Here is a 26,493-nt window from a genome sequence, read left to right on the forward strand (position 1 = left end):
GAGACCGCCATGATCAAGAACGACAACAAGGTGCTGGCCTGCGTGGACCAGTCGCACTATGCCGACACCGTGGCCGACTACGCGGCCTGGGCTGCGCGCCGCATGGAAGCGCCGCTGGAGTTCCTGCACGTGATCGACCGCCATCTCGAGCAGGGTTCGGGCGAAGACCACAGCGGCGCGATCGGCTTCAACGCGCAGGAAGCGCTGCTCACCGACCTCAGTGACAAGGACGCGGCCCGCACCCGCGAAATGCGCGAGCAGGGCCGGCTGTTCCTCAACCGGCTGCGCCAGCGCGCGATCGATGCCGGCGTGCCGGCGCCGGACGTGCGCCAACGCCACGACGCCCTCGACGAAACCCTGGCCGAACAGGAGGATGGCGTACGGCTGTTCGTGTTCGGCCGTCGCGGTGCCTCGGCCGAGACCACCCGGCGCGACCTGGGGCGCAACGTCGAGCGAATGGTGCGCGCCCTGCACAAACCGATCCTGACCGTGACCGAGGGCTTCGCGGAACCGCGGCGGGTGCTGATCGCCTTCGACGGCGGCATCGTCACCCGCCGCGGAGTCGAGATGGTGGCCGCCAGCCCGCTGTTCCGCGGCCTGCCGATCCATCTGCTGATGTCGGGCAAGGAAAGCCTCGAAGCCCCGAAGCAACTCGACTGGGCCCGCCAGACCCTGGAGACCGCCGGCTTCGCGGCTACGACTTCGCTGGTACCCGGCGATACCGAGCAGATCATCGCACGCACGGTAAAGGAGCAGGAGATCGACGTGCTGATCATGGGCGCCTACGCCCACTCGGCGCTGCGCAGCCTGATCTTCGGCAGCAAGACCAACGAGCTGCTGCGTTCCGCGACGATACCCACGCTGTTGCTGCGCTGACGCCCGTCGCTGCCCGGCCCTGCGCGAATGGAAATAGAATAGGCCCAGTCCACGGTGAGCCCCATGATCAAATCCCTTCTTGCCATCAGCGCAGGCGCCTCGCTCGGCGCCATCCTGCGCTGGCTGCTCGGCAGCTCGCTGAACGCGCTGTTTCCGAGCATCCCGCCGGGCACGCTGGCGGCCAACCTGATCGGCGGCTACCTGGTCGGCGTGGCGATCGCGTTCTTCGCCGACCATGCCGGGCTCGCGCCCGAGTGGCGGCTGCTGGTAATCACCGGCTTCCTCGGCGGGCTGACGACGTTCTCGACCTTCTCCGCGGAAGTGGCCACACTGGTACAGCAGGGTCGCCTGCTGTGGGCCGGCGCGGCGATCTCGGTACACGTCGTCGGCTCGCTGGCGATGACCCTGCTCGGGCTGGCGACGGTCAGCCTGCTCAGGGGCAGCTGAACGGAGGGCACATCATGCAAGGCTACCAGCTCACCTTCTTCACCCAGCAGGACCGCAGCCACCGCGGCAAGCCACTGGGCGCCTGGCTGGTCGAGGAGGTGCGCCGCCTCGGCATCGGTGGCGCCACGCTGATCGCCGCCAGCGAAGGCTTCGGCCAGCACCGCAAGATCCACGCCGCACACTTTTTCGAACTCGCCGATCAGCCGCTCGAGGTCACCATGGTGGTCAGCGCCGACGATGCCGAGCGCGTGTTCGCCCGCCTCGTCGAGGAAGGCATCGACATATTTTATGCAAAGACGCCGGTCGAGTTCGGCATGACCGGGGCGCGCTGAGGCGCTGCCGGAGCCGTGTCCTGAATGGCAGCCTCCTGCCGGTTCAACCGAGCAGGGCCACGGTCTTGATCTGCGCCCACATCGGCCGCCCTACGACCACGCCCAGCTGGTCGCACGAACGCCGGGCGATGCGCGCGATCAGCGGCGTGCCGTCGGCATCGAGCCGCACCAGCACGTGCGCCGGCGTATCGGCGGGCGCCACTTCGACCACGGTGGCCGGCAGCAGGTTGGTGATGCTGCTGCCCTCGGCACGCGCCGTCGCCAGGCTGACGTCGCGCGCATGCACGCGAAAACGAAGTGGGTGGCCGACGGCCTCCGGGCGCCGCGCCACCAGCACGTTGCCGCCGGGAAAATCCAGCCGGGTCAGGTGGTAGAGATCGTCGTGCTCGCCCACCACCGATTCGATGACCACCCCGGCATCCTCGGTGAACGCGGTGGGGAGGTCGAGCCGGGCCAGGGTTTCCACCAGGCCGCCCTGTGCGACCACCCTGCCCTGGTCGAGCAGCACCACGTGATCGGCCAGGCGCGCCACTTCGTCGGGCGAATGGCTGACGTAGAGCACCGGGATGTCGAGCTCGTCGTGCAGGCGTTCGAGGTAGGGCAGGATCTCGTTCTTGCGCTTGAGATCGAGCGCGGCCAGCGGCTCGTCCATCAGCAGCAGGCGCGGGCTGGTGAGGAGCGCACGGGCGATGCCGACGCGCTGGCGCTCGCCGCCGGACAGGCGCTCGGGCATGCGATCGAGCAAGGGCTCGATGCCGAGCAGATCGACCGCCTGATCCCACGCCACCCGTCGTGTCGGCGCAGCCACCCGTTTCATGCCGAACTCGAGATTGCGCCGCACCGACAGGTGGGGAAACAGGCTGGCCTCCTGGAACACGTAGCCGAGCGAACGTCGATGGGTCGGCACGAAGACGCCGCGGGCGCTGTCCTGCCACAACTCGCCATTGACCTCGAGCAGGCCCATGTCCGCCCGCTCCAGTCCGGCCACGCAGCGCAAACAGGTCGTCTTGCCCGAGCCGGAATGGCCGAACAGCGCGGTCACCCCTCGTCCCGGCAGCTGCAAATCGACATCCAGCGCGAACCCCGGGTAGTTCACCCGAAAACGCGCATGAATACCGCTGCTGCTTCCGGTCACCACCGACCTTTCCTCACGGGCACACTCGCTCATTGCAATCAGGATCTCCGCTTCGCCGATCATCGCCCTCACCCTCGCCAGCTCTGCTTGAGCCGGCTGGTATACAGCGCCAGCAGCACGAGGAAGGAAAACACCAGCATGCCGCCGGCCAGCCAGTGCGCCTGACCATACTCCATCGCCTCGACATGGTCGTAGATCTGCACCGACAGCACCCGGGTTTTCTCCGGGATATTGCCGCCTATCATCAGCACCACCCCGAACTCGCCCACGGTATGGGCGAAGCCGAGGATGCCCGCGGTGACGAAGCCGGGTCTCGACAGCGGCAGCACCACGCTGAAGAAGGTATCCCACGGTCCGGCGCGCAAGGTGGCCGCCGCCTCCAGCGGACGCTCGCCGATCGCCTCGAACGCGTTCTGCAGCGGCTGCACGACGAAGGGCATGGAATAGAACACCGAGGCCACCACCAGACCGGCAAAAGTGAAGGGCAGCGTGCCCAGGCCGAGGCTCTGGGTCAGCTGGCCGACGAAACCGTTCGGCCCCATCGCCACCAGCAGGTAGAAGCCGAGCACGGTCGGCGGCAACACCAGCGGCAGCGCCACCACGGCACCGATCGGCCCCTTGAGCCGCGAGGGCGTGCGCGCCAGCCACCACGCGATCGGCGTACCGATCAAGAGCAGCAGCACGGTGGTGACCGTCGCCAGCTTGAGCGTCAGCCAGATCGCCGCGAGATCGACGCTATCGAGTGGCACCATGCCTGTCTCCTGCTCCTGTACCCGGTTAGCGCCCGGCCCTCACAGATCGTAGCCGTAGGACTTGATCACGGCGGTCGCCTTCGGCCCCTTCAGGTAGTCGACGAGCGCCTGCGCTGCCGGGTTGTCGATGCCTCTGGCGAGAATCACTGCGTCCTGCCGGATCGGGTCGTACAGATCGGCAGGCACGATCCACGCCGATCCGGCGCTCACCTTGCCGTCCTTGAACACCTGGGACAAAGCGACGAAACCGAGTTCGGCGTTGCCGGTCGCCGCGAACTGGTAGGCCTGGGTGATGTTCTCGCCCTGCACCATGCGGCCGGCCACCGCTTCGCTCAAGCCCAGCTTGGCGAGCGTTGCCATCGCCGCGGCACCATAGGGTGCGGTCTTCGGGTTGGCGAGCGACAGGTGTTTGTACGCTGTCGATCTCAGCACCTCGCCCCCGGCGTCCACATAGCCCTCCTTCGCCGACCACAGCACCAGCTTGCCGATGGCGTAGGTGAAGCGCGATCCCTTGGCCGTGTCGCCTTCGCTTTCCAGCCTGGCCGGCGTGGTGTCGTCGGCCGCGAGCAAGACTTCGAACGGCGCGCCGTTCTTGATCTGGGCGTAGAACTTGCCGGTGGCGCCAAAGGCAACCATTGCCTTGTGACCGGTGTCCTTCGCGAACTCGGTCGCAATCGCCTGCATCGGCGCGGTGAAGTTGGCCGCCACGGCGACCTGGACCTCGGCGGCATTGACTGCTAAGGCGGACACGAGCAGGCCAAGCGCGACCAGCGTGCGGGAGATGGTGAATCGATCTTGCATCTGAATGCTCCTGTGGTCTTGAAGGAAGATGGGATCTCAGTCGTACACCGCGAGAATCACGCTCGAAGACTTGAAGAAGGCGCAGGCGCTCACGCCGGGCGCGATACCGAGCGCCGTGCAGCTGTCGCCGGTGACCACACAGGTCACGCTGCGCCCGGACGGCAGCGCCAGGGTCACCTCGCTGTTTACCGGACCCTCGTGCACCGCGGCGACCTCGCCCCACAACTGGTTGCGCGCGGTGAGCCGCATCGACTTGTCGACCGCCAGCATCACCGACGACGACTTCACCAGCGCGAACACTTCCTTGCCGATGGTCAGCGCCAGGTTCTCCGCGCTGGCCTTGGTGATGATCGCGACGATCTCGGTCCTGGCGTCGAGGCGCACGCGCACCTCGTAATCGACCCCGCCGTCGCGCAGGCCGGTGATCGTGCCGGAGAACTGGTTGCGGGCGCTGGTCTTCATGCTCATCCGGTGCATCAGTTGCTGGAAGCCGCGGATGTCGCAACCGCCGGCCTCGTTCAGGCGCTCGGAAAGACGGTCGAGCGCCGCTTGATATTCGATTTCGAGCGCGCGGTACATCGCCACCATCTTGGTGCCGTACTCGGTGAGCCGGGTCCCGCCGCCCTGGCGCCCGCCGGTGACACGCACCACCAGCGGCTCGGGGGCGAGGTTGTTCATGGTGTCGATCGCATCCCAGGCCGCCTTGTACGACAGCGGCACGGCCTTGGCTGCCTGGTTGATCGAGCCCTTGCGACCGATCTCCTCGAGCAGGCGGATGCGGGTGTCGGACAGCGCCGCACCGACCTCGTTTTCGAGCGACATGCGGGCAAGGAAGCGGGTGGCGGTCATCGTGTGCGGTTGCATTATGTTGTCTCGTTTATATAAAGCCAGTTCCATGCCAGAACGGCGTTTCCTATGGTTGCAGGGCTACAGGCCCCGTGCGTATAGTGCATTGACGGAATGCCTGTGATCATTACGACAATTATATGTATCAAACACTACAACGTTACTCATCCCCTGCACAGCTTTTGCCGGAGAAGATCATGAAAGTCAGCGCCCGCAATGTTTTTAAAGGCAGCATCAGCGCCGTGCACCACGGCGCGGTAAACGCCGAGGTGGAAGTTTCCCTTGGCGGCAGCGACAAGCTGGTCGCGATCGTCACCATGGAAAGCGTCAGGACGCTCGAGCTCACCGTAGGCAAGGAGGTGGTCGCACTGGTGAAAGCGCCGTGGGTGATGTTGATGGCTGATGGCGTCGACATTCGCCTGTCGGCGCGCAACTGCCTGCGCGGCACGGTGAAGTCGGTCGAGCCCGGCGCAGTCAACGCCGAGGTCACGATCACCCTGCCCGGCGGCACCGAGGTCTCTTCGGTGGTCACCAAGGAGGCGGTTGCCGAACTGGGCCTCAAGCCCGGGGTCGCCGCCACCGCGGTGATCAAGGCGTCGAACGTGATCCTCGGCGTGCCGGCCTGAAGCGGTTCCCGGGAGCGCGACCTTCAGCCCTGGCCGATGCCGTAGCGACGCATGCGGGCTGCGATCGCCGAATGCGAGGCACCCAGACGGCGGGCGAGCTTGCGGCTGGACGGATGGTCGCGATACAGGCGCTGCAGAATGCCCTTCTCGAACTCGGCCACGGCTTCGTCGAGGCTGGTGATCTCGCCGGCAAATGCTTCTCCGCCGGGCCGCGCAGCGCTCGCCAGTTCGAGATCGTCGGCATCGATCACCCGGCGCTCGGTCAAGGTCATCGCGCGAAAGATCACGTTCTGCAGCTGGCGCACGTTGCCGACCCAGGGATTGACCAGCAGCGCAGCGGACGCGGCCGGCGACAGCCGCATCTGCGGGTGGCCGGCCTGGGCGCAGGCGCGCTCGAGGAAGTAGTGCGCCAGCGGCAGGATGTCGTCGGTACGCTCGCGCAGCGACGGCATGTGCAAATTGAGCACGTTGAGGCGGAACAGCAGGTCCTGGCGGAACTGGCCGGCCTCGACCATGGCTTCGAGCGCACGGTGGGTGGCGCTGATGATGCGCACGTCCACGCGGGTCTCGCGGTCGCCACCGACACGGCGGAAGCTGCCGTCGTTGAGAAAGCGCAGCAGCTTGGCCTGCAGGTAGGGTGACATCTCGCCGATTTCGTCGAGGAACACGGTGCCGCCGTCGGCCATTTCGAGCAGCCCCGGCTTGCCCCCGCGCAGCGCGCCGGTGAACGCCCCTGGCGAGTAGCCGAACAGTTCGCTCTCGGCCAGGTTCTCGGGCAGCGCGGCGCAGTTCAACGCGAAGAAGGGTTCGGCGCTGCGGCTGCTGCCGGCATGGCAGGCGTGGGCGAGCAACTCCTTGCCGGTGCCGGTCTCGCCGGTGATCAGTAGCGGGGCATCGACCTGGGCCATCCGCGCCGCGCGCTGCTTGAGCTGGACGATCTCCGGCGAACCGCCGAGCACCGCCTCGAAGCCGCCGGCATCGAAGTTCTGCAGCGCGCTGAGACGCTCGCCGAGGCGGCTCGGCGCGTGCAGCGTCAGCACCGCGCCCGCGGCCCGGCCACCGGTCTCGTGCAGCGGCAGGGTCTCGAGCATGTAGGGCTCGCCGCTGATCTCGACTTCGCGCGCCGACAGGTGGTAGCCGCCGTCGATCAGCGCGTCGAGCAGTGCCGGGTCGCCCAGCAGTACCCGCATCGAGGCGCCCAGCAGTTCCTCCTCCGCCATCCCGCTCGCCACCACCGCGGCGCCGTTGGCGACCACGATCCCGCCCAGCGCATCGATCGCGAACACCGGGTCGGCCTGAGACGCCATCAGCGCGTCGAGGTAGAGCCGGCGCTGCGCCCCCGGCAGCATCGCCACTGCGTCCACCGTGCGCACCCCGGGCACCTGGCGCAGATCCTGGCGCAACGCAATCAGGCCGGACTGGTCGAGTTCCGGCGCCTCGATATAGACATAGGGCGGGTCCACCTCGACCGCGGTGACGTTGAGCGAACGTCGCGCCAGCACGCCGAGGATTTCCTGGGCAATCCCGACGCGGTCGGAAAACACCACGGATATGCGCATCACGTTCTCATGTACTCGATTCGATACAGCGTAACGTAAACGATACGGACCCGCTAAGCCTTTGTTCGATATCGACTTCCGTCGAGATCTAGGGCCAGGCGGGGCAGCGTCGTATCGAAATCCATACACGCACATCCGCTCCACACCCGCGACCACAATCCAAGCAATTGTTTTAATTAAGTTTTTACGAATGGCACAGGGGTTGCTATGAGAGATCGAACCGGACCTTGCCCATCGCGGGACGGCCCCTGCCCAACACAACGGAGAAGTACCCATGCAAGTCCTCGTCCTCGGTAGCGGTGTCATCGGCACCACCACGGCCTACTATCTCGCCCGCGCTGGTCATGAGGTCACGGTGGTGGACCGGCAGCCGGGCGCGGCGCTCGAGACCAGTTACGCCAATGCCGGCGAGGTCTCGCCCGGCTACTCCGCGCCGTGGGCCGGCCCGGGCGTGCCGCTGAAGGCGATCAAGTGGATGCTGATGCACCACAGCCCGCTGGTCATCAAGCCCATGCTCGACCCCGCGATGTGGCGCTGGGGACTGTCGATGCTGCGCAACTGCACCGAGGCCCGTTACCGGCTCAACAAGAGCCGCATGGTACGGCTCGCCGAATACAGCCGCGACTGCCTGCGCGAGCTGCGCGCGGAAACCGGCATCCGCTACGACGAGCGCAGCCAGGGCACACTGCAGCTGTTCCGCACCCACAAGCAGCTCGACGATGTCGGCAAGGATATCGGCATCCTGAAGGAGTACGGCGTCCCGTTCCAGGTGCTGGACCAGTCGGGCTACCTGGAATACGAGCCCGCGCTCGCCGCGGTGAAGGAGAAGTTCGTCGGCGCGCTGCGCCTGCCCGGCGACGAGACCGGTGATTGCTACAAGTTCACGCAGAATCTGGCGCAGATGGCCGCGGCGCTGGGGGTCAAGTTCCGCTTCGGGACCACGATCCGGGGCATCGACGGCAGCGGCGACCGGATCTCGGGGGTGCGCACCGATGCCGGCACTCTGAGCGCCGACAAGTACATCCTCGCCCTGGGCAGCTATTCGCCGCAGCTGCTCAAGCCGCTCGGCATCGCGCTGCCGGTGTATCCGGTCAAGGGCTATTCGATCACGGTGCCGATCAGCGACGCGGCGATGGCGCCCGAATCCACGATCATGGACGAAACCCACAAGGTCGCGGTCACCCGCCTCGGCGATCGCATCCGGGTCGGCGGCACCGCCCAGCTCTCGAGCTACGACCTCGATCTCGACGACGCCCGCCGCCGCACCCTCGAATTCGTCGTCCGCGACCTCTTTCCCCATGGCGGCGACGTTGCCCGGGCCGAGTTCTGGACCGGCCTGCGCCCGATGACGCCCGACGGCACCCCGATCATCGGCGCCACCCGCTACCGCAATCTGCTGCTCAGCACCGGCCACGGCACGCTGGGCTGGACCATGGCCGCCGGCACCGGGCGGGTCGTGGCCGACCTCATCAGCGGGTGCACCCCCGACATCCCGGTCGACGACCTCGCCGTCGCCCGCTACGCCTGATCCCTCGCCCCACCCTCAGCACGTCATCACACGGAGAGCCCCATGGAAACACTGACCCAGTTCGTCACCGCGATCAACGACATCGTATGGGGCCCGCCCATGCTGGTCCTGATCCTCGGCACCGGCCTGTTCCTGCAGCTACGCCTGAAACTGTTGCCGATCATGAAGATCGGGGCCGGGTTCGCGATGGTCTGGAGCGGGCGCAAGCCGGCCGCCGATGCGCCGGGCGAGATCAGCCCCTATGCCGCGCTAATGACCGCGTTGGCGGCCACCGTCGGTACCGGCAACATCGCCGGCGTTGCCACGGCGATCGCGCTCGGCGGACCCGGCGCCCTGTTCTGGATGTGGATGACCGCCCTCGTCGGCATGGCCACCAAGTACGCCGAGGTGGTGCTGGCGGTGCATTACCGCGAGACCGACGCCAACGGCGAACACGTCGGCGGCCCGATGTACGCGATCAAGAACGGGCTCGGGCGCAAGTGGCGCTGGCTCGGCGCCGCCTTCGCCCTGTTCGGCGGACTGGCCGGTTTCGGCATCGGCAACATGGTCCAGTCGAACAGCATCGCCGACGTGATGCAGTCCACCTTCGGCGTGGCACCGTGGCTGTCGGGCGTGGTGATGACGGCGCTCACCGGTTTCGTGCTGCTGGGCGGGATCAAGCGCATCGGCGCGGTCGCGGAGAAGCTGGTGCCCTTCATGTGCGTCGGCTACGTGGCCGCCTCGCTGCTCGTGCTCGGGCTCTACGCCGACCGTATCCCCGACGCCTTCGCGCTGATCTTCACCCATGCTTTCAGCCCGGCCGCGGCCACCGGCGGCTTTGCCGGCGCCGCGATCATGATGGCGATGCGCTACGGCGTGGCCCGCGGCATCTTCTCCAATGAAGCCGGCCTGGGCACCGCCGGTATCGCCCAGGCCGCCGGGCGGAGCAAGAACGCGGTCGAATCCGGGCTGGTCGGGATGATGGGCACTTTCATCGACACCATCATCGTGTGCACCATGACCGGTTTGGTGCTGATCGTCACCGGCGCGTGGAGCAGCGGCCTCAAGGGCGCCGCGCTGACCTCGACCGCCTTCGCCACCGCGCTGCCGGGCGTCGGCGAGTACCTCCTCGCGATCTCGCTCGCGGTGTTCGCCTACACCACCATCCTCGGCTGGGCCTACTACGGCGAGAAGTGCTGGGAGTATCTGGTCGGCACCTCGGTCGAGAAGCCCTATCGGCTGGTATGGACGCTGTTCGTGATGGTGGGCGCCGTCACCCAGCTCGACTTCGTGTGGCTGGTGGCCGACACCCTGAACGCCTTCATGGCCGTCCCCAACCTGATCGCGCTGCTGCTGCTGTCGCCGATCGTGGCCAGGCTGAGCCGCGAGTACTTCGCCCGCAAGTCGCAGCCGGTTCTGAAACCCGCATGAAACGCGTGCCGCCCGTAGGTGAACGCTACGCGCGGCACGCCCCGATCACCCATCGATGTCATCGAATGCAATGAGCCTTCACACCCATATCAATGCCGGCGCGATTCTCGAGATCGATCTCGACGCGATCTGCGCCAACTGGCGCGCACTCGGAACCCGCATCGGCGGCGCGCAGTGCGCCGCCGTGGTCAAGGCGGACGCCTACGGGCTGGGCGCGCTGCGGGTTGCGCCCGCGCTGTATCGCGCGGGTTGCCGCCACTTCTTCGTCGCCCATGTGGACGAAGCCATCGCCCTGCGTCCGGCGCTTCCGGGCGAAGCGACCATCTATGTGCTGCACGGTTCGCCGCCGGGCGCGGAGATCGAGTTCGTCACTCACAGTCTGGTTCCGGTGCTGAACAGCCTGCCCCGGCTGGCGGCATGGCAGGCCATGGCTCAGCGCCAGGGCAAGTCCCTGCCGGCGGTCCTGCAGGTGGATACCGGCATGGCCCGGCTGGGGCTGACGGCGCAGGAGCTCGATCGGGTCGCCAGCGCGGGCGGCGAGCTCGAGGGCGTCGATCTCCGCTTGATCATGAGCCACCTGGTCAGCGCCGAGGATCCGTCCAGTCCGCACAACCGCCTTCAGCTCGATCGATTCAGGGCTGCCTTGCGCCGCCTCCCGCCGCGACCGGTCAGTCTCGCCAACTCGTCGGGCATCTTTCTGGGCCCCGACTTCCACTTCGATCTGGCCCGGCCCGGCGCCGCGCTGTATGGCGTCGCGCCCGTAGTCGGGATGGACAACCCGCTGCAGCCGGTCATCCGGCTACGGGGCAAGGTGATCCAGACCCGGCACATCGAACCCGGCACCGGCGTCGGCTACAACCACAGCTGGACCGCGACGAGGCGCTCGCGGATCGCCACTGTTGCGACCGGTTATGCGGATGGCTACCTGCGCAGCCTCGGCAACCGCGGCGAGGTCCATTTCGAGGGCAGGCGCCTGCCGGTCGTCGGCAATATCTCCATGGACACGGTCACCATCGACGTCAGCGAGGTCGCGGAAGACCGCCTGCACGAAGGCACGCTGATCGACCTCGCCGGTCCGCTGAACCCGGTCGACACGATCGCGGCCCGGGGCGGAACGATCGGCTACGAGATCCTCACCAGCCTCGGCCACCGCTACGCCCGGCACTACCTCGGGGCGGCCCTGGAATCGGATCAGGTGCGGGCGACGGAAGCCAGCCGCTGAGCCCACCGACCGTCACTGCCGGCCCGCGGAGACCGCAGTAGCCTGCACCCCCTCGGCGCCGATCGATCGGGATCTACTGAGTATTCACCCACAAATTCGACCTATATCGCCAATAGCGACAAATATCACAATATCGACACAGCGCGCCTTTCTGTTCTGAAGGTTCCGTGTATGCTCGTCATCAGTGCGGTCGAGCCTGTTCCGACCGCCCGCCATATGTCGAGGTACAAGTCCATGTCGTTGCGTGCCGGCCATTCCTTTGCCACCGATGCGCGCCAGGCCGTGGACGAGCTGCATGCCGCCATCGCGCAGCCGGACATGGCCCTGGTGGTGTTCTTCTGCTCCAGCCGTTTCGATCTTGGCGCGCTGGCAGCCGCAATAAACACGCGTTTTGCCGGCACCGCGGTGATCGGTTGCACGACCGCGGGGGAGATCGGTCCGGCGGGCTATCGCGATGGCAGTCTGGTCGGCGTCAGCTTCCCGTCGGCGTCCTGCGCGGCGGCCATCGGACACCTCGACCGCCTGGCGCAGTTCGACGCGGCCGACGCCCATGTGCTGGCGTCGGCGTTGCGCCAGCAGGTCGCCGGCGGGATCGGCCACAGTTTCGCCCTGCTCCTCGTGGACGGCATGTGTGGCCGCGAAGAGCCCATCGCCCAAGCCCTGCAGTCGGCCCTCGGCGACATTCCCCAGGTGGGCGGTTCGGCCGGGGACGACCAGCGCTTCGTCGCCACCCGGGTGTTCGCCGACGGCGCCTTCCGCGACGATGCTGCGGTGCTGGCCGTAGTGAAGACCTCATTGCCGTTCAAGGTGTTTCGCGGCCATCATTTCGTCGGCGGTGCCGAGCCGCTGGTCGTTACCGAGGCCGACGCACAGCGCCGTATCGTGCGCGAAATCAATGGTCGTCCGGCCGCGGCGGAGTACGCGCGCGCCGCCGGGATCGACAACGCGCACCTGAATGCGGCGCATTTTGCGACTGCGCCGATGGTGGTGCGGATCAACGGTAACGACTACGTCCGCGCGATCCGGCAGGTCAACGCCGACAGCAGCCTGACCCTGTACGGCGCCATCGATCGCGGCGTGGTGCTGCGGGTGGCCCGGGGGCTCGATCTGGAGCAGAGCCGCCGCACCCTGTTCGCCGAGGTCCGTCAGCACATCGGCGCGCCCCAACTGGTCCTGGGGTTCGACTGCATCCACTGCAAACTCGAGGCCCACGACCACGACGGCAGGCGCGCCATCGGGCAGGTGTTCGGCGACAACCGCGTGGTCGGCTTCAGCGGCTATGGTGAACAGTTCATGGGGATACACGTGAATCAGACCCTGACCGGGGTCGCCATCGGCTGGGCGGAGGGCGAGGACGATGCGTAACGAGCCTGCAAGCGATCAGGTCGCGCAGTTGCGCAGCGAAGTGGCGCGCCTCGAGAAGATCATCGCCGCGCTGATCAAGCGCGCCGAAACCCATCTCGATCAGCGTCCCTCGGATTTCGGCGTGTTCCAGGCGACCGTGCTGCTCGAAGACCAGGTTCGCAGTCGCACCCAGGAACTGGATTCGGCGATGCGCCAACTCGCGGAGTCCAATCGCGCGTTGAGCGAATCGAGGGCGAAGTTCCAGGCCGTTTTCGACTTCATGCCCAACCCGGTGGCCCTGTCGGCGCTGGACGACAATACCCTGCTCGAGGTGAGTCGCAGCTTTGCCGAGTTCTTCGGCTACCGTCCCGAAGAGATGGTGGGGCGCCATACCGGGCCGGAAGACCTGTCGCTGTGGGCCGATCCCGCCGCACGGGAGCAATATCGGGCGGCGATCGCGGCCAGCGCCGGCGGCACGGTCAGCTTCGAGGGCCGGGCCAGACGCAAGAACGGCGAACTGGCCCATGTGGTGCTGTCCGGTCGTAATGTCACCGTCGATGGCCGGAGCTTCCTGGTGTCCGAGTTCTACGACGTTACCGAGGCCAAGCGTCAGGGCGAGCGCCTGCGCACTCTCTCCGAGCACGATGCGCTGACCGGGTTGCCGAACCGGCTGCTGGTGCTCGATCGGCTGCATCTGGCCATGGCCCACGCCCGGCGCAACGGTTCGCAGCTGGCGGTATGTTATCTCGACCTCGACGGCTTCAAGGCCGTCAACGACCGCTTTGGTCACCAGGCCGGCGACCGCGTGCTGGTCGAAGCTGCGCGCCGCCTGACCGCCGCCGTGCGCGCCAGCGACACGGTGGGTCGGCTCGGTGGCGACGAATTCGCGATCCTGTTGCCGGGCGTGGTCGCCAGCGGGGAATTCGACCTTATCCTGGGCCGCATCCTCGCGGCGATCAGGCAACCGTACAGCCTCGACGACCGGGTGGTCGACGGCGTCGGCGCGAGCATCGGCTTCACCGTGTTTCCCGACGACGCAACCACGCCGCAGATGCTCCTCGCGCATGCCGACCAGACCATGTATCGGGCCAAACATGCTGGCAAGAACCGCTACCGGCGATTCGGCGCCGATGGCCCGTCCTGGCCGGTCACGACCGCGACGCCGTGATCGGAACGATCCGCGTCGCGGCCTGATGCAAGGAGGCTTGTCCGGCGTGACGGTATATCATTGCGGCAGGCGGCGAACAGCAGGCAACAGCACGATAGCGCCGCGTCCACGTGAGAGAGACATGAACTCCCAGGCATCCGACCCGCGCATCCGTACAGGCCATTCGACCGCAGCCGACCCGGCGGTCGCCGTCGAAGAATTTTTCCACGCAGTGCATCAACCACAGTCGGCACTGGTGGTTTTCTTCTGTTCCCATGAATACGACCGTGAGGCCTTGGCCGACGCGCTGAACCGGCGCTTTGCCGGCACGCCGGTCATCGGCTGCACCACTGCGGGCGAAATCGGGCCCGCCGGGTATCTGTCCGGCAGTCTTTCCGGCTTCAGTCTGCCAGCCGCGCGCTTCACCGTCGCCACCGGCCTGCTCGACAAGCTGCAGAGCTTCGAGATGAGTCGCGGTCGAGCGTTTACCCACGACCTGCGGCAGACCCTCGACGGCGCCGTGGGGGAGGCCAGCGCCGGCAAGCGCTTCGCGTTCCTGTTGACCGACGGGCTGTCGATCCGGGAGGAGCCGGTCGCCCGCGCCATCCAGAGCGAACTCGGCGCCACGCCCATGTTCGGCGGCTCGGCCGGCGACGGCTTCGAATTCAGGCAAACCTGGGTCTTTCACCACGAGGCATTCCATACCGATGCCGCCCTGCTCGCCCTGATCGACACCGCATTGCCCTTCCACACCTTCAAGACTCAGCATTTCGTCTGCGCGGACGAGCGTCTGGTGGTCACCGAAGCCGATGCCGCTCGCCGTATCGTGCGCGAGATCAACGGCCTGCCGGCGGCGGAGGAATACGCCCGCGTCGTCGGTACCGACATCGAGCACCTCAACCCGGCCCATTTTGCAGCCTCGCCGGTCGTGGTGGTGATCGATGGCACCGATTACGTTCGCTCAATCCAGAAGGTCAATCCGGACGGCAGTCTGACGTTCTTCAGCGCCATCGACGAAGGACTAGTATTCCGCGTGGCGCGCGGCGAGGAGCTGCTCGCCAAGCTGCAGCAAACGCTGGACGAGGTGGCCGCACGGGTTGGCGAACCGCAACTGCTGATCACCTGCGACTGCATCCTGCGCAATCAGGAGATCACCGGAAACGGGCAGAAGGAAGCAGTCGGCGATCTGTTCAAGCGCTATCACGCGGTCGGCTTCAGCACCTATGGCGAACAGTTTGGCGGTGTCCATGTCAATCAGACGCTGACTGGCATCGCTATCGGCAATTAGGGGCCGGCGATCCATGGCTGAACAGGATGAGAGCGCCCTGCGCGCCGAGGTTGTCCGTCTCAACAAGATGGTCAGCGCGCTGATGAACCGCGCCGAGCGGGCGATGAGTGCGCCCGGATCGGAGTTCGGGCTGTTTCAGTCGATGGTGATGCTCGAACGTCAGGTCCATGAGCGCACCCAGGCCCTGGAGGCTGCGCTGGAGGAAAACGAGAAGATCAATCGGGCCCTGCAACGCACCATGGAGCAGCTGGAACAGGAAAAGGAAGAGCAGCGCAAGCTGATCCAGAAACTCGAGGAAGCCGACAATCAGCTGCTGCAGTCCGAAAAACTGGCATCGATCGGCCAACTTGCCGCGGGCGTCGCGCATGAGATCAACAACCCGATCGGTTTCGTCAACTCCAACCTGAGCACACTGAAAACCTACACCACCGCCCTGCTCCAGCTGATCGACGCCTACGAAGCCGTCGAGCCGCAAATCCCCGCCTCGGCGTCGAAGGGCGCACTCGACGCCGTGCGCCAGAAGACCGATCTCGCCTATCTGCGCCAGGACATCGTGGACCTGATCGCAGAATCGATCGACGGTACCGGCCGTGTCCGCCAGATCGTGCACGACTTGCGCGATTTCTCGCGTACCGGCCAGGTTGAACGCGAGGCCGCCGACCTGCATGCGGGCCTGGACAGCACCATCAACCTGGTGTGGAACGAAATCAGGTTCAAGGCCGACGTGGTGCGCGAATACGGCGAGCTGCCGACGGTCAATTGCATCCCGTCGCAGATCAACCAGGTGTTCATGAACCTGCTGGTCAATGCCGCCCACGCGATCCGCGAACACGGGGTGATCACGCTGCGCAGCGGGCGCGAAGACGCCATGGTGTGGATCTCGGTGAGCGATACCGGGGTCGGCATTGCCGCAGAGCATCTGTCGAAGATCTTCGATCCCTTCTTCACCACCAAGCCGGTCGGCAAGGGCACCGGGCTGGGCCTGTCGGTGTCCTACGGCATCGTCAGCAAGCACGGCGGCCATATCGAGGTAAATAGTCAGCCCGGGCACGGCAGCACCTTTGTCGTGTGGCTGCCGATCGATCACCCGCCCGCGGCCGGCACGACCGCCTGAGCATCGCGCGTGCCGCTCGGCAACGACCGGGGCGATCCCGTCCCGGTACGGACCACAGGTCGCAAGCGCGCCGGCGCCCGGGTGGTGCACGCTTGATCCGCGCGCGGAACCGGCGCAGCCCGGCTGCGTCCTGGCTACGCTCGTAACACGGCAGACAGTGAGCCATCCGGACAGGATTCCCCACGGCGACAGTTGGCGCCCTCTAGGGCCGCGCTTTCCACATCGAGGTCTGCTGCGGGTCCGTTCACATGACGCTGGCGCTGGTGGCCGGCAAACGCCTGAATCCGGAGCATGTCGAGTTGATTAGCTGATTTTCCTGAATATACTGCAGTAACAATGAGTCACAAAAAAGGCCGCAGTCATGAGGATCCGCCTCCTTCTGCTTGCATGTGCTGCCCTTGCTGCGTGCGCCCAGCCGCCACAAAAGGACACGGTCCGGATCTGCGACTCGGCAGGTTGCAACGAGTTGCCAAGGAGCCATGCGAGCCACCAACCGGCGGACGAGGACGACGGACGGCTGGCGGCACTCGAAGCGCTCGCAGAACGCGATCCGCGCGCGGCCCACGACCTCGGCTTGCGATATTTCCGCGGCGACGGGGTCCGCCAGGACAGCTACAAGGCGCTGACCTGGATGCGTAGCGCCGCCGAGCGCGGGCATCTCGGCGCACAAAAGGCGCTCGGACGACTCTATCTGACCGGACTCGAGGAAATGGGGTCCGATCCACGCGAGGCGGAAAAATGGCTTTCGATCGCCGCCAGCCGCGGCGACGCCGAATCCGCAAAACTGCTCAGCGAAGCGAGCACCGCCAAAAAATCGGACGAAGCTTACTTCAAGTGGCGCGAGCGTTGGCGCGGCGTGTTTCATGACAATTGGTATCGACGCTATTCGTATCTTGGCTACTGGCACCACGGTTCCTGGTATTACCGCTGATCGATTGCAACCTTAGGGAGGTACCCCGTCATGAATCGCCCTTCGACATCGCGCCTTTCAGTGGCACTGCTTGCCTCTGCCATGCTCGGCGCTTGCGTCACCACTGGAACCCAGAAAACGGCAATGACCGGTTCCGCTGCGGGCGGCACCAGCGTGGACGCCAGTTCTTCACTGGAACGTTGCAGTGCGCCACTTGGCACCATTGCGGTGGATGATGGGCGGGCTGCCGATTGGTATGGCCGGTTCGGCAGCGCCACGCAAGTGACCAGCATCGAGCCGCTGCTCCGTCTCGCCGTGCAGCAATCCAACTGCTTCGTGATCACCTCGATCGGCAACCTGCGCACCGACAGCCGCCTCTCACGGATTACCGACACCCAGCGCAATTCGGGTGAGTACCGCGCCGGCTCCAAACAACAGAAGGGGCAACGGGTTGCGGCAGACTACTACCTCGAGCCACAGATCATCATCAACAACGACTCGGTTGGTTCGGTCGGTGGCGTGATCGGCGGCTTGCTGGGCGGGGGCGCCAGAGTGCTCGCCGGCGGCCTGCAGGCAAAGGCGTCGGTGGTGACGCTGTCGCTGTTCGACATCCGCTCGGCGGTCCAGATTGCCGCGTCCGAGGGTAGTGCCACCGCCACCAACTACGGCGCCGCGCTGGGCGCATTCGGCGGCGGTGCCAGCGGTGCCCTGGGTGGCTTCTCCCGGACGCCCGAAGGCAAGGCCACGGTGGCGGCGTTCATGGACGCATACAACAGCATGGTCATCGCACTGCGCAACTACAAGGCGCAGGACGTCAAAGGCGGCCTGGGTCGTGGCGGTACCCTGAAGGTCAATTGACCGCAGCGCGCACCGAACGGACCTGCGTGGCCCGGGCTCAGACCGCGAGCGCCTCGCGCACCCCATCCGCATCCATGTCGGCGCCCGCGCCGCGCATGACGATCTCGCCGCGCTCCATCACCAGATACTGGTCGGACAGGGCGCGGGCGAAGTCGTAGTACTGCTCGACCAGCAGGATGGCCATTTCGCCGGTGGCGGCGAGACTGCGGATGGCGCGTTCGATGTCCTTGATGATCGAGGGCTGAATGCCTTCGGTGGGCTCGTCGAGGATCAGCAGTTTGGGGCCGAAGGCGAGTGCGCGGCCGATGGCAAGCTGTTGTTGCTGGCCGCCGGAGAGGTCACCGCCGCGCCGCCCCATCATCTGCCGGAGCACAGGAAACATGTCGAAGATGCGCTCGGGGATGCTTGCGCCGCGCGGGCGGGTGGCGAGTCCCATCAACAAGTTCTCTTCCACGGTGAGGCGGGGGAAGATTTCACGCCCCTGGGGCACGAAGCCGATGCCGGCGCGCACACGGTTGTATGACGGCGCTCGGGTGATGTCGTCAGCACCGAAGTGGATCGTGCCGCTGGCGGCGGGCACCAGGCCCATCAGGGTCTTGAGCAACGTGGTCTTGCCGACGCCATTGCGTCCGAGCAGCGTGGTGACCTTGCCCATCGGCACTTCGAACGAAAGCCCGCGCAGGATGTGGCTGCCGCCGTAGTACTGGTTGAGGTTGTCGACTTTCAGCATGGTGTTGCTCCTTTCGGCTGCTCCTGGCGTATGGCGAGGGGGCCGTGATCAGGGGTTAATCGGGCGCGACCAGGGACATTCGTTCCACTGGCCTCGGCCGTCCGTGCTACCAACCGCCAGACACGCCGGGTGTTTGCTCCGTGGGCTGCGGAACTCGCTCGCTGCGCTCGCTCGGACAGTCCTCGCCCACTCCACAAACACCCGACATGCCTGGCTGACCAGGGTACCTGCTTCATGACGTAAGGGCCTTGCTCACGCTCCCGACGAACCCGGCCAAGCCGGATATGCGGGGTGTTCCTGGAGAGGGCGAGGACTGTCTGAGCCCGCAGGGCGAGTTCCGCAGCCCTCGGAAGGAATACCCCGCGTAGCCGGCGGTTAGCAGCACATACAACACGACCGGACACCCGCACATCACCGCCCCAGATAGACCTCGATCACCCGCGGATCAGCCTGCACCGTGGCCAGGTCGCCCTCGGCCAGCACCGAGCCCTCGCACAGCACGGTGACGGTGCCGCCAAGGGCCTCGACGAAGGCCATGTCGTGCTCCACCACGACCAGCGAATGCTTGCCAGCAAGGCTGACGAAGAGCTCGGCGGTACGCTCGGTCTCGTCGTCGGTCATGCCCGCGACCGGCTCGTCGAGCAGCAGGAGGCGCGGCTCCTGCATCAGCAGCATGCCGATCTCCAGCCACTGCTTCTGGCCGTGCGACAGCATGCCGGCGCTGCGGTCGGCATCCTTGTCCAGGCGGATCTGCTTGAGCACCTCGGCGATGCGGTCGCGCTCGTCGTCGAACAGACTGGCGAACAGGCTGCGACGCACGCGCTTGTCGGCCTTCATCGCCAGTTCGAGGTTCTCGAACGCACTGTGCTTCTCGAAGATGGTGGGCTTCTGGAACTTGCGGCCGATCCCGGCGTGGGCGATCTGCGGCTCGGTCATGCGGGTCAGATCCAGGGTCTGGCCGAAGAAGGCCTTGCCGTGATCCGGCCGGGTCTTGCCGGTGATCACGTCCATCATCGTGGTCTTGCCGGCACCGTTGGGGCCGATGATGCAGCGCAGTTCGCCGGCATCGATGGTCAGCGACAGCTTGTTCAGCGCACGGAAGCCATCGAAACTGACCGTAATGTCATCGAGATAGAGGATGACGTTGTGCGACAGGTCGAGTTCGCCGGTGACGAGGTGGCTGGTGGTGGCCTCGCTCTCCCATTGCTCGCGGTGGTTTCCGGCCTCGGCGGTGGTCCGGGCCTCGGCACGTTCGAGTTCGGTGGTCTGCATCATGCGGTGGCTCCCTTGGCGGCGGGGGTGTCGGGGAGGGATGCCTGGGCGCCGGCATCGCCGACGGGCCGAACCGGGGGTGGCGGTACGGAAACGGCGGCATCCGTGCTTTCCGGCACTTTGTGCGTCCTCAGCTTGCGCCATAGACCGACGACGCCGTCAGGGAGGTAGAGGGTGACGGCAATGAACAGGAAGCCGAGGAAGAACGGCCAGTACTCCGGAAAGGAGACCGTGAACCAGCTCTTGGCGAGGTTCACGATGCCGGCGCCGAGCACCGCGCCGATCAGCGTGCCACGACCGCCGACAGCGACCCAGACCGCGAGCTCGATGGAGTTGGCCGGGCTCATTTCCGACGGGTTGATGATGCCGACCTGGGGTACGTAGAGCGCCCCGGCCAGCCCGCACAGCACTGCCGACAGGGTCCAGATGAACAGCTTGTAGTGCAGCGGGTTGTAGCCGATGAACATGACCCGCGACTCGGCATCGCGGATCGCGGCGAGGACGCGGCCGAAGCGCGAGCTGACGAGGTAGCGGCCGAGGATGAGGCAGGCGATCAGCAGCGCAGCCGACAGCGCGAACAGGGTGACCCGCATCTCGGGCGAGGTGATGCTGTGGCCGAGGATGCGTTTGAAGTCGGTGAAGCCGTTGTTGCCGCCGAAGCCGGTTTCGTTGCGGAAGAACAGCAGCATGGCGGCGTAGGTAAGGGCCTGGGTGATGATGGAAAAGTAGACGCCCTTGATCCGCGAGCGGAAGGCAAAGTAGCCGAAGATGAAGGCGACCACGCCGGGCAGCGCCATGGCGAGGAGGATGGCCCAGATGAAGGAGTCGGAGCCAGCCCAGTACCAGGGCAGCTCTTTCCAGTCGAGGAAGACCATGAAGTCGGGGAGGTCGGCGCCGTAGCTGCCGTCACGGCCGATCTGGCGCATCAGGTACATGCCGAAGGCGTAGCCGCCGAGGGCGAAGAAGAGCCCGTGGCCGAGACTGAGGATGCCGGCGTAGCCCCAGATCAGGTCCATTGCCACGGCGACGACCATGTAGCACAGGATCTTGCCGAGCAGGCTGACGGTGTAGGCCGACAGGTGCAGCGGGCTCGATTCCGGCAGCACCAGGTGGGCGACGGGGACGCCGATCCAGGTGATGGCGGCGAAGATCGCGAGCGCAATCCAGCCGGTTCGCGGCATGCTCTGCAGCAGTCTTACGGTGAATGGGGTGCGCATGGGCGACTCCTTGTTGCTCGATTCAAACCGCCGCTGATCGGCGGGTCGTGCCTGCGTTTGCGACGGCCGGGGAATTCATTCCGTGGGCTGCGGAACTCGCCCTTCGGGCTCGGACAGTCCTCGCCCACTCCATGAACACCCCGACCATCGCCGGTTCTTTCTGCCTCAACTGTGGTGAACCCCACCGCACAAGTCGGTCGGGGGTGTTTGCGGAAGGGCGAGGACTGTCCGAGCGCAGCGAGTTCCGCAGCCCTGGAGCAAATTCCCCTGGCCGACGCATTCGTGGCACAGGTTCGGTCTTTTCATTCAGCTATCCGCAAACCGCCCCTTCAGGGCAAAGATCCCCTGCGGCCGTTTCTGGATGAAGATGATGATGAACACCAGCACCAGGATCTTGGCGATCACCGCCCCGGCCCAGCCTTCGAGGAACTTGGCAAAGATGCCCAGGCCCAGCGCCGCCCACACCGCCCCGGCAAGCTGGCCGACACCGCCCAGCACCACCACCATGAACGCATCGACGATGTAGCCCTGACCCATCGCCGGACCGACGTTGGCGATCTGCGACAACGCCAGGCCGCCGAGGCCGGCCACCCCTGAACCGATGGCGAAGGCAAGCGTGTCGACGCGCGCGGTGGGTACGCCGACGCAGCCCGCCATCGGGCGGTTCTGGGTCACGGCGCGGACGAACATCCCGAGCCGCGTCTTCTGCATCATCAGCCAGATCAGCAGCAGCACGAATCCGGCAAAACCGACGATGACGATGCGGTTGAACGGCAGCACCACACCGGCGGCGAGTTCGATGCCGCCCGACATCCAGCTCGGGTTGGAGAGTTCGAGGTTCTGCGGACCGAAGGTGACGCGCGCGGCCTGGATCAGCACCAGCGACAGGCCCCAGGTGGCGAGCAGGCTCTCCAGCGGGCGGCCGTACAGATGACGCAGCACCAGGCGCTCCATCGCCACCCCGACCAGCGCCGCAGCGAGGAAGGCGACCGGGATCGCGGCGAGCACATACCAATCGACCCATGCCGCCAGGTAGCTACGGAACAGGCTCTGGACGACGAAGGTGGCGTAGGCGCCGACCATCAACAGCTCGCCGTGGGCCATGTTGATGATGCCCATGACGCCATAGGTGATCGCCAGGCCGAGCGCGGCGAGCAGCAGGATGGAGCCCAGCGACAGCCCGGAGAACACGGTGCCGACCGCCTGCGCGGTGGCGATGCTGCGGTCGATGGTGCGGATGGAGGCTTCGGCGGCGGCACGGACTTCGGCCGCGGGTTCGACCCAGGTGGCGCTGCTGCCCTCACCCCGCTTCTCGAGCAGCGCGGCGAGCATGTTCTTGACCGCCGGATCCGACGATTCGCCGAGCGCCTCGACCGCCTGCAGGCGCTTGCCGACGTCGGCGGATCCGAGATTGACCCGGGCGGCGGCACGGCTGAGGATGCCGCGCACGGTGTCGTCCTGCTCGCTGGCGAGCGCACGTTCAAACAGCGGCAGGAGGGACTCCGAGGTGTTTTCGATCAGCGTATTCGCCGCTGCTAGGCGTACGTCGCGGTCGGTGGAGGCAAGCGCGAACGCGGCATTGGCGGTACCGATCGCACGCCGGACGCGATTGTTCACGGTGATGGTATCGACCTCGGCGGCCGCCACCGCGAGCGCTTCGCCGCTTACCGCGTCGACCACGGACTCGCCGGCAACGATCACCACCTTGTCGGCGGCCACGCCCAGATTGCCGGCTTCGAGCGCGGCGAGCACGCGACGGGCTTCGGTGCCACCATCCACGCCCAGGGCGTCGATCGCGGCAATGCGGCTGCTGAAATCCCCGGCAAAGCCGGCGACGATGGCCGCCAGCCGGGCCGGATCGGACGGAGCGGCTTCCGTCGCCGCGCGCGCCGGGCCCACGATCAGGGTCAGCAGCAGGCAGCACAAGAGACAGAATCGTAATGGTAGTCGGATCATGACCGGCTCCATGCATCGTTCATGCCGCACACACTGCGGCACGAGGGTGCGGAAAGTGAAGGGGCCGGCCTGCGCCGGCCCCGGGGTGCGACGGGTGAAGCTCGATACGGTGTTCGGGGGCCCGCATTCGTACGGGCATCCCGCCGGCGGGCCGCGACGGCCCGCCCTGCGCAACGCTCCCCGCTTACAGCCCCTGCTTGCCTTCGTTGCCGGCGATGAACGGGCTCCACGGCTGGGCGCGGATCGGAGCCTTGGTCTTCCACACCACGTCGAACTGGCCGTCGGCACGCACTTCACCGATGTACACCGGCTTGTGCAGGTGATGGTTGGACTTGTCCATGGTCAGGGTGAAACCGGACGGCGCCTTGAAGGTCTGCCCGCCGAGCGCGGCGATGACCTTGTCGGTGTCGGTGGTCTTGGCCGCCTCGACCGCCTGCTTCCACATGTAGATGCCGACGTAGGTCGCTTCCATCGGGTCGTTGGTGACCACGGTGTCGGCGTTGGGCACGCCGTTCTTCTTCGCCCAGGCCTTGTACTTGTCGATGAAGGCGGTGTTTTCCGGGTTCTTCACCGTCATGAAATAGTTCCACGCCGCAAGGTGGCCGACCAGCGGCTTGGTATCGACGCCGCGCAACTCCTCTTCACCCACCGAGAACGCCACCACCGGCACGTCGGTCGCCTTCAGCCCGGCATTGCCCAGTTCCTTGTAGAACGGTACGTTGGAGTCGCCGTTGATGGTCGAGATCACCGCCGTCTTCTTGCCTTCGGAGGCGAATTTCTTGATGTTGGCGATGATGGTCTGGTAGTCGGAGTGCCCGAACGGGGTGTAGTCCTCCATGATGTCGGCTTCGGCGACGCCCTTGCTCTTGAGGAAGGCACGCAGGATCTTGTTGGTGGTGCGCGGATACACGTAATCGGTGCCGAGCAGCACGAAGCGCTTGGCCGAGCCGCCTTCGGCGCTCATCAGGTACTCGACCGCCGGAATGGCCTGTTGGTTGGGCGCCGCGCCGGTGTAGAACACGTTCTTCTCGAGCTCTTCGCCTTCGTACTGCACCGGGTAGAACAGCAGGCCGTTGAGCTCCTTGAACACCGGGTTCACCGACTTGCGGCTCACCGAGGTCCAGCACCCGAACACCGCGGCAACCTTGTCCTGGGCGACCAGCTGACGGGCCTTCTCGGCGAACAACGGCCAGTTGGACGCGGGATCGACCACTACCGGCTCGAGCTGCTTGCCCATCACCCCGCCCTTGGCGTTGATTTCCTCGATGGTCATCAGCGCGACGTTCTTGAGCGCGGTCTCGGAGATCGCCATCGTGCCCGACAGCGAATGCAGGATGCCGACCTTGATCGTGTCGGCGGCGTAGGCGCCGACCGGCGCCCCGATCGCGGCAATGGAAGCGGAAAGAGCGAGCGCCTTGATGAACGTGCGACGAGTTTGCATGTGGGTCTCCCAGTATTCGGTGGTGGAAGCGCATTGCTGCGCTGCACGGCCAGATTAGGGAGTTAGCGGGGCTGCAGGAATACGCAAGATTGCGTAGTGGTGGTTGAACGGCAAGTCTCCGATTCATCGCGCGCGCGTTTCCGATCCAATGCTGCCGGCCAGGCGGCACTACACGGCGCGGTAGTGGAGTTTCGCAGGCGTATCGATACAATCAAGGTCCGCAAGATCGAGGCCCTTAGCATGAAATACGTCCTTATCGGTGCCGGCCCGGCCGGGGTCAGAGCCGCCGAAAGCCTGCGCCAGCAAGACCCCGACGGCGACATCACCCTGGTCAGCGGGGAGCCCGGCGAACCGTATGCGCGCATGGCGATTCCGTACATCCTGAGCGGACACATCGACGAGCAGGGCGCGGAGCAGCGCAAGACCGCCGGCCATCTCGCGGAGCTGAACGTCCGCTACCTCAACAGCAAGGCGCTCAAGGTGCATGCCGGCGCCGACGGCGGCACGGTCGACCTGGAGGACGGCTCCACCCTCGACTACGACCGCCTGCTGGTGGCGACCGGCTCTTCACCGGTCCTGCCGCCCATCGCCGGCACCGGCCTGCCGGGCGTGGTCACGTGCTGGACCCTGGACGATGCGCGCGTCATCTGCGAAAAACTGAAACCGGGCAGCCGGGTGGTGGTGCTCGGCGCCGGGTTCGTGGCCGGGGTATGCATGAAATCTCTGGTGCACAGAGGCGTCAAGCTGTCGGTCATCGCCGGCCGCGCCGGGCAGATCCTGCGCTCGATGATGACGCCGGTGGGCAGTTCGATGCTGCAGCGCTGGCTGGAACAGAAGGGGGTGGAGGTCATCACCAGGGGGCGCGTCGAGCGCATCGAGCCGGGCCCGCGCCTGGTGATGGATACGGGCAGCATCGACGCCGACCTCATCATCCTCGCCACAGGCGTGCGGCCCAACGTGGGCTTTCTCGAAGGCACGGGGGCGCACATCGACCAGGGCATCGTCGTCAACGAGTACATGGAGACCACCGTGCCCTGCATCTACTCGGCCGGCGACGTCGCGCAGGGGCGGGATTTTTCCACCGGCGAGTGGGTCGTGCATGCGCTGCAGCCGACCGCCACCGAGCACGGCCGCGTGGCGGCGCTGAACATGTCAGGCAAGCACGTGCCCTACCGTGGCAGCCTGAGCATGAACGTGCTCGACACGGTCGGGCTCGTTTCCCACACCTTCGGCCAGTGGCAGGGGCGCGAGGGGGGCGAGGTCGTGGAGAATGTGGACGAGGAGCGTTTCCGCTACACGCGGCTGTGCTTCGACGGCGAGTACCTCATCGGCGCCATCACGATCGGGCACACCCGCAACGTAGGGGCCATCCGCGGGCTGATCCAGAAGCGGCGCAGCCTGGGCAAGTGGAAGGAGCGGCTGATGAGCAACCCGCAGCACGTGATGGAGGCGTTCGTCGATCTATCCAGCAAGCATTGACGCGGGCGACCCCGGGCCGCGCGAGCACCCCTCGTGATTCGGATGCTCGCGCTTGGCCACGGCTCCGAAGAGGTGGGAAGGGGTTGGCCGATTGCCCACTACTGTTTCCGATCGGCCCATTGGAGCCAGTCGGTCATGGGCGAAATGGACTTGGCCCCATTTCGGTGTTGCGAGGCGGACTTCAGTCCGCCACGCACAGGTGA

24 protein-coding genes are annotated in these 26,493 nt (G+C 66.2%); 14 read left to right on the forward strand and 10 right to left on the reverse strand.

Features of this window, described 5'->3' with window-relative positions; genetic code table 11:
- Positions 1-9 precede the first annotated feature (9 nt).
- The 3 genes from AC3A35_RS11710 to AC3A35_RS11720 all read left to right on the forward strand — a co-directional run bounded on the left by AC3A35_RS11710 (position 10) and on the right by AC3A35_RS11720 (position 1,655).
- On the forward strand, positions 10-876 hold the full coding sequence (locus AC3A35_RS11710) for a universal stress protein (protein ID WP_487436271.1): 867 nt from the start codon (positions 10-12) through the stop codon (positions 874-876).
- A 63-nt stretch (positions 877-939) separates the two neighbouring features.
- Positions 940-1,323: a fluoride efflux transporter CrcB gene (gene crcB, locus AC3A35_RS11715; protein ID WP_487436272.1), complete on the forward strand. Its 384-nt coding sequence runs from the start codon at positions 940-942 to the stop codon at positions 1,321-1,323.
- Between the two features lie 14 nt (positions 1,324-1,337).
- Positions 1,338-1,655, forward strand: coding sequence for a DUF190 domain-containing protein (locus AC3A35_RS11720; RefSeq protein ID WP_487436273.1), 318 nt, complete (start codon positions 1,338-1,340; stop codon positions 1,653-1,655).
- A 43-nt stretch (positions 1,656-1,698) separates the two neighbouring features.
- Here AC3A35_RS11720 and modC read toward each other — a convergent pair whose 3' ends face one another.
- The 4 genes from modC to AC3A35_RS11740 are packed head-to-tail and all read right to left on the reverse strand — an operon-like array spanning position 1,699 to position 5,207.
- A complete protein-coding gene (gene modC, locus AC3A35_RS11725; protein ID WP_487436560.1) occupies positions 1,699-2,823 on the reverse strand; it encodes a molybdenum ABC transporter ATP-binding protein in 1,125 nt (374 codons plus the stop codon).
- 35 nt (positions 2,824-2,858) lie between these two features.
- Positions 2,859-3,542: a molybdate ABC transporter permease subunit gene (gene modB / locus AC3A35_RS11730; RefSeq protein ID WP_487436274.1), complete on the reverse strand. Its 684-nt coding sequence runs from the start codon at positions 3,540-3,542 to the stop codon at positions 2,859-2,861.
- Between the two features lie 39 nt (positions 3,543-3,581).
- A complete protein-coding gene (gene modA, locus AC3A35_RS11735; RefSeq protein WP_487436275.1) occupies positions 3,582-4,343 on the reverse strand; it encodes a molybdate ABC transporter substrate-binding protein in 762 nt (253 codons plus the stop codon).
- Positions 4,344-4,379: 36 nt separating this feature from the next.
- Positions 4,380-5,207: a TOBE domain-containing protein gene (locus AC3A35_RS11740; RefSeq protein WP_487436276.1), complete on the reverse strand. Its 828-nt coding sequence runs from the start codon at positions 5,205-5,207 to the stop codon at positions 4,380-4,382.
- A gap of 179 nt (positions 5,208-5,386) precedes the next feature.
- Here AC3A35_RS11740 and AC3A35_RS11745 point away from each other — a divergent pair, with 179 nt between their 5' ends.
- The gene (locus AC3A35_RS11745; RefSeq protein ID WP_487436277.1) at positions 5,387-5,815 is read left to right on the forward strand and encodes a TOBE domain-containing protein; all 429 of its coding nucleotides are present in this window, start codon (positions 5,387-5,389) and stop codon (positions 5,813-5,815) included.
- Positions 5,816-5,838: 23 nt separating this feature from the next.
- Here AC3A35_RS11745 and AC3A35_RS11750 read toward each other — a convergent pair whose 3' ends face one another.
- Positions 5,839-7,374, reverse strand: coding sequence for a sigma 54-interacting transcriptional regulator (locus tag AC3A35_RS11750; RefSeq protein ID WP_487436278.1), 1,536 nt, complete (start codon positions 7,372-7,374; stop codon positions 5,839-5,841).
- Positions 7,375-7,648: 274 nt separating this feature from the next.
- Here AC3A35_RS11750 and AC3A35_RS11755 point away from each other — a divergent pair, with 274 nt between their 5' ends.
- The 9 genes from AC3A35_RS11755 (at position 7,649) to AC3A35_RS11795 (ending at position 18,195) form a co-directional block, all read left to right on the forward strand.
- The gene (locus AC3A35_RS11755; protein ID WP_487436279.1) at positions 7,649-8,902 is read left to right on the forward strand and encodes a D-amino acid dehydrogenase; all 1,254 of its coding nucleotides are present in this window, start codon (positions 7,649-7,651) and stop codon (positions 8,900-8,902) included.
- Positions 8,903-8,944: 42 nt separating this feature from the next.
- The gene (locus AC3A35_RS11760; protein WP_487436280.1) at positions 8,945-10,312 is read left to right on the forward strand and encodes an alanine/glycine:cation symporter family protein; all 1,368 of its coding nucleotides are present in this window, start codon (positions 8,945-8,947) and stop codon (positions 10,310-10,312) included.
- A gap of 70 nt (positions 10,313-10,382) precedes the next feature.
- Positions 10,383-11,534, forward strand: a complete 1,152-nt coding sequence (gene alr / locus AC3A35_RS11765) for an alanine racemase (protein ID WP_487436281.1) — start codon at positions 10,383-10,385, stop codon at positions 11,532-11,534.
- 234 nt (positions 11,535-11,768) lie between these two features.
- The gene (locus AC3A35_RS11770) at positions 11,769-12,899 is read left to right on the forward strand and encodes an FIST N-terminal domain-containing protein (protein WP_487436282.1); all 1,131 of its coding nucleotides are present in this window, start codon (positions 11,769-11,771) and stop codon (positions 12,897-12,899) included.
- Positions 12,892-14,046, forward strand: coding sequence for a diguanylate cyclase domain-containing protein (locus AC3A35_RS11775; RefSeq protein ID WP_487436283.1), 1,155 nt, complete (start codon positions 12,892-12,894; stop codon positions 14,044-14,046). The genes AC3A35_RS11770 and AC3A35_RS11775 overlap by 8 nt, the downstream gene beginning before the upstream one ends.
- A gap of 121 nt (positions 14,047-14,167) precedes the next feature.
- Positions 14,168-15,313 (forward strand): FIST N-terminal domain-containing protein, encoded by a 1,146-nt coding sequence (locus AC3A35_RS11780; protein WP_487436284.1) that lies wholly within the window; start codon positions 14,168-14,170, stop codon positions 15,311-15,313.
- A 13-nt stretch (positions 15,314-15,326) separates the two neighbouring features.
- Positions 15,327-16,427: an ATP-binding protein gene (locus AC3A35_RS11785; RefSeq protein ID WP_487436285.1), complete on the forward strand. Its 1,101-nt coding sequence runs from the start codon at positions 15,327-15,329 to the stop codon at positions 16,425-16,427.
- 466 nt (positions 16,428-16,893) lie between these two features.
- Positions 16,894-17,358 carry a tetratricopeptide repeat protein gene (locus AC3A35_RS11790; RefSeq protein ID WP_487436286.1) on the forward strand — a complete coding sequence of 155 codons (465 nt, stop codon included), beginning with the start codon at positions 16,894-16,896 and terminating at the stop codon, positions 17,356-17,358.
- A gap of 123 nt (positions 17,359-17,481) precedes the next feature.
- Positions 17,482-18,195, forward strand: coding sequence for a CsgG/HfaB family protein (locus tag AC3A35_RS11795; protein WP_487436288.1), 714 nt, complete (start codon positions 17,482-17,484; stop codon positions 18,193-18,195).
- Positions 18,196-18,232: 37 nt separating this feature from the next.
- Here AC3A35_RS11795 and urtE read toward each other — a convergent pair whose 3' ends face one another.
- The 5 genes from urtE to urtA form a co-directional block, all read right to left on the reverse strand.
- Positions 18,233-18,925, reverse strand: a complete 693-nt coding sequence (gene urtE / locus AC3A35_RS11800) for an urea ABC transporter ATP-binding subunit UrtE (RefSeq protein ID WP_487436289.1) — start codon at positions 18,923-18,925, stop codon at positions 18,233-18,235.
- A gap of 411 nt (positions 18,926-19,336) precedes the next feature.
- Entirely contained in the window at positions 19,337-20,200 is an 864-nt protein-coding gene (urtD, locus tag AC3A35_RS11805) for an urea ABC transporter ATP-binding protein UrtD (RefSeq protein ID WP_487436290.1), read from the reverse strand.
- Positions 20,197-21,414 (reverse strand): urea ABC transporter permease subunit UrtC, encoded by a 1,218-nt coding sequence (urtC, locus tag AC3A35_RS11810; protein WP_487436291.1) that lies wholly within the window; start codon positions 21,412-21,414, stop codon positions 20,197-20,199. Before urtC ends, urtD begins: the two co-directional genes overlap by 4 nt.
- A gap of 306 nt (positions 21,415-21,720) precedes the next feature.
- Positions 21,721-23,370, reverse strand: coding sequence for an urea ABC transporter permease subunit UrtB (gene urtB / locus AC3A35_RS11815; protein ID WP_487436292.1), 1,650 nt, complete (start codon positions 23,368-23,370; stop codon positions 21,721-21,723).
- A 184-nt stretch (positions 23,371-23,554) separates the two neighbouring features.
- On the reverse strand, positions 23,555-24,811 hold the full coding sequence (gene urtA, locus AC3A35_RS11820; protein WP_487436293.1) for an urea ABC transporter substrate-binding protein: 1,257 nt from the start codon (positions 24,809-24,811) through the stop codon (positions 23,555-23,557).
- 240 nt (positions 24,812-25,051) lie between these two features.
- Here urtA and AC3A35_RS11825 point away from each other — a divergent pair, with 240 nt between their 5' ends.
- Entirely contained in the window at positions 25,052-26,290 is a 1,239-nt protein-coding gene (locus AC3A35_RS11825) for an NAD(P)/FAD-dependent oxidoreductase (RefSeq protein ID WP_487436295.1), read from the forward strand.
- Positions 26,291-26,493 lie beyond the last annotated feature (203 nt).

The organism is Azoarcus sp. Soil_N_20, assembly GCF_057656155.1.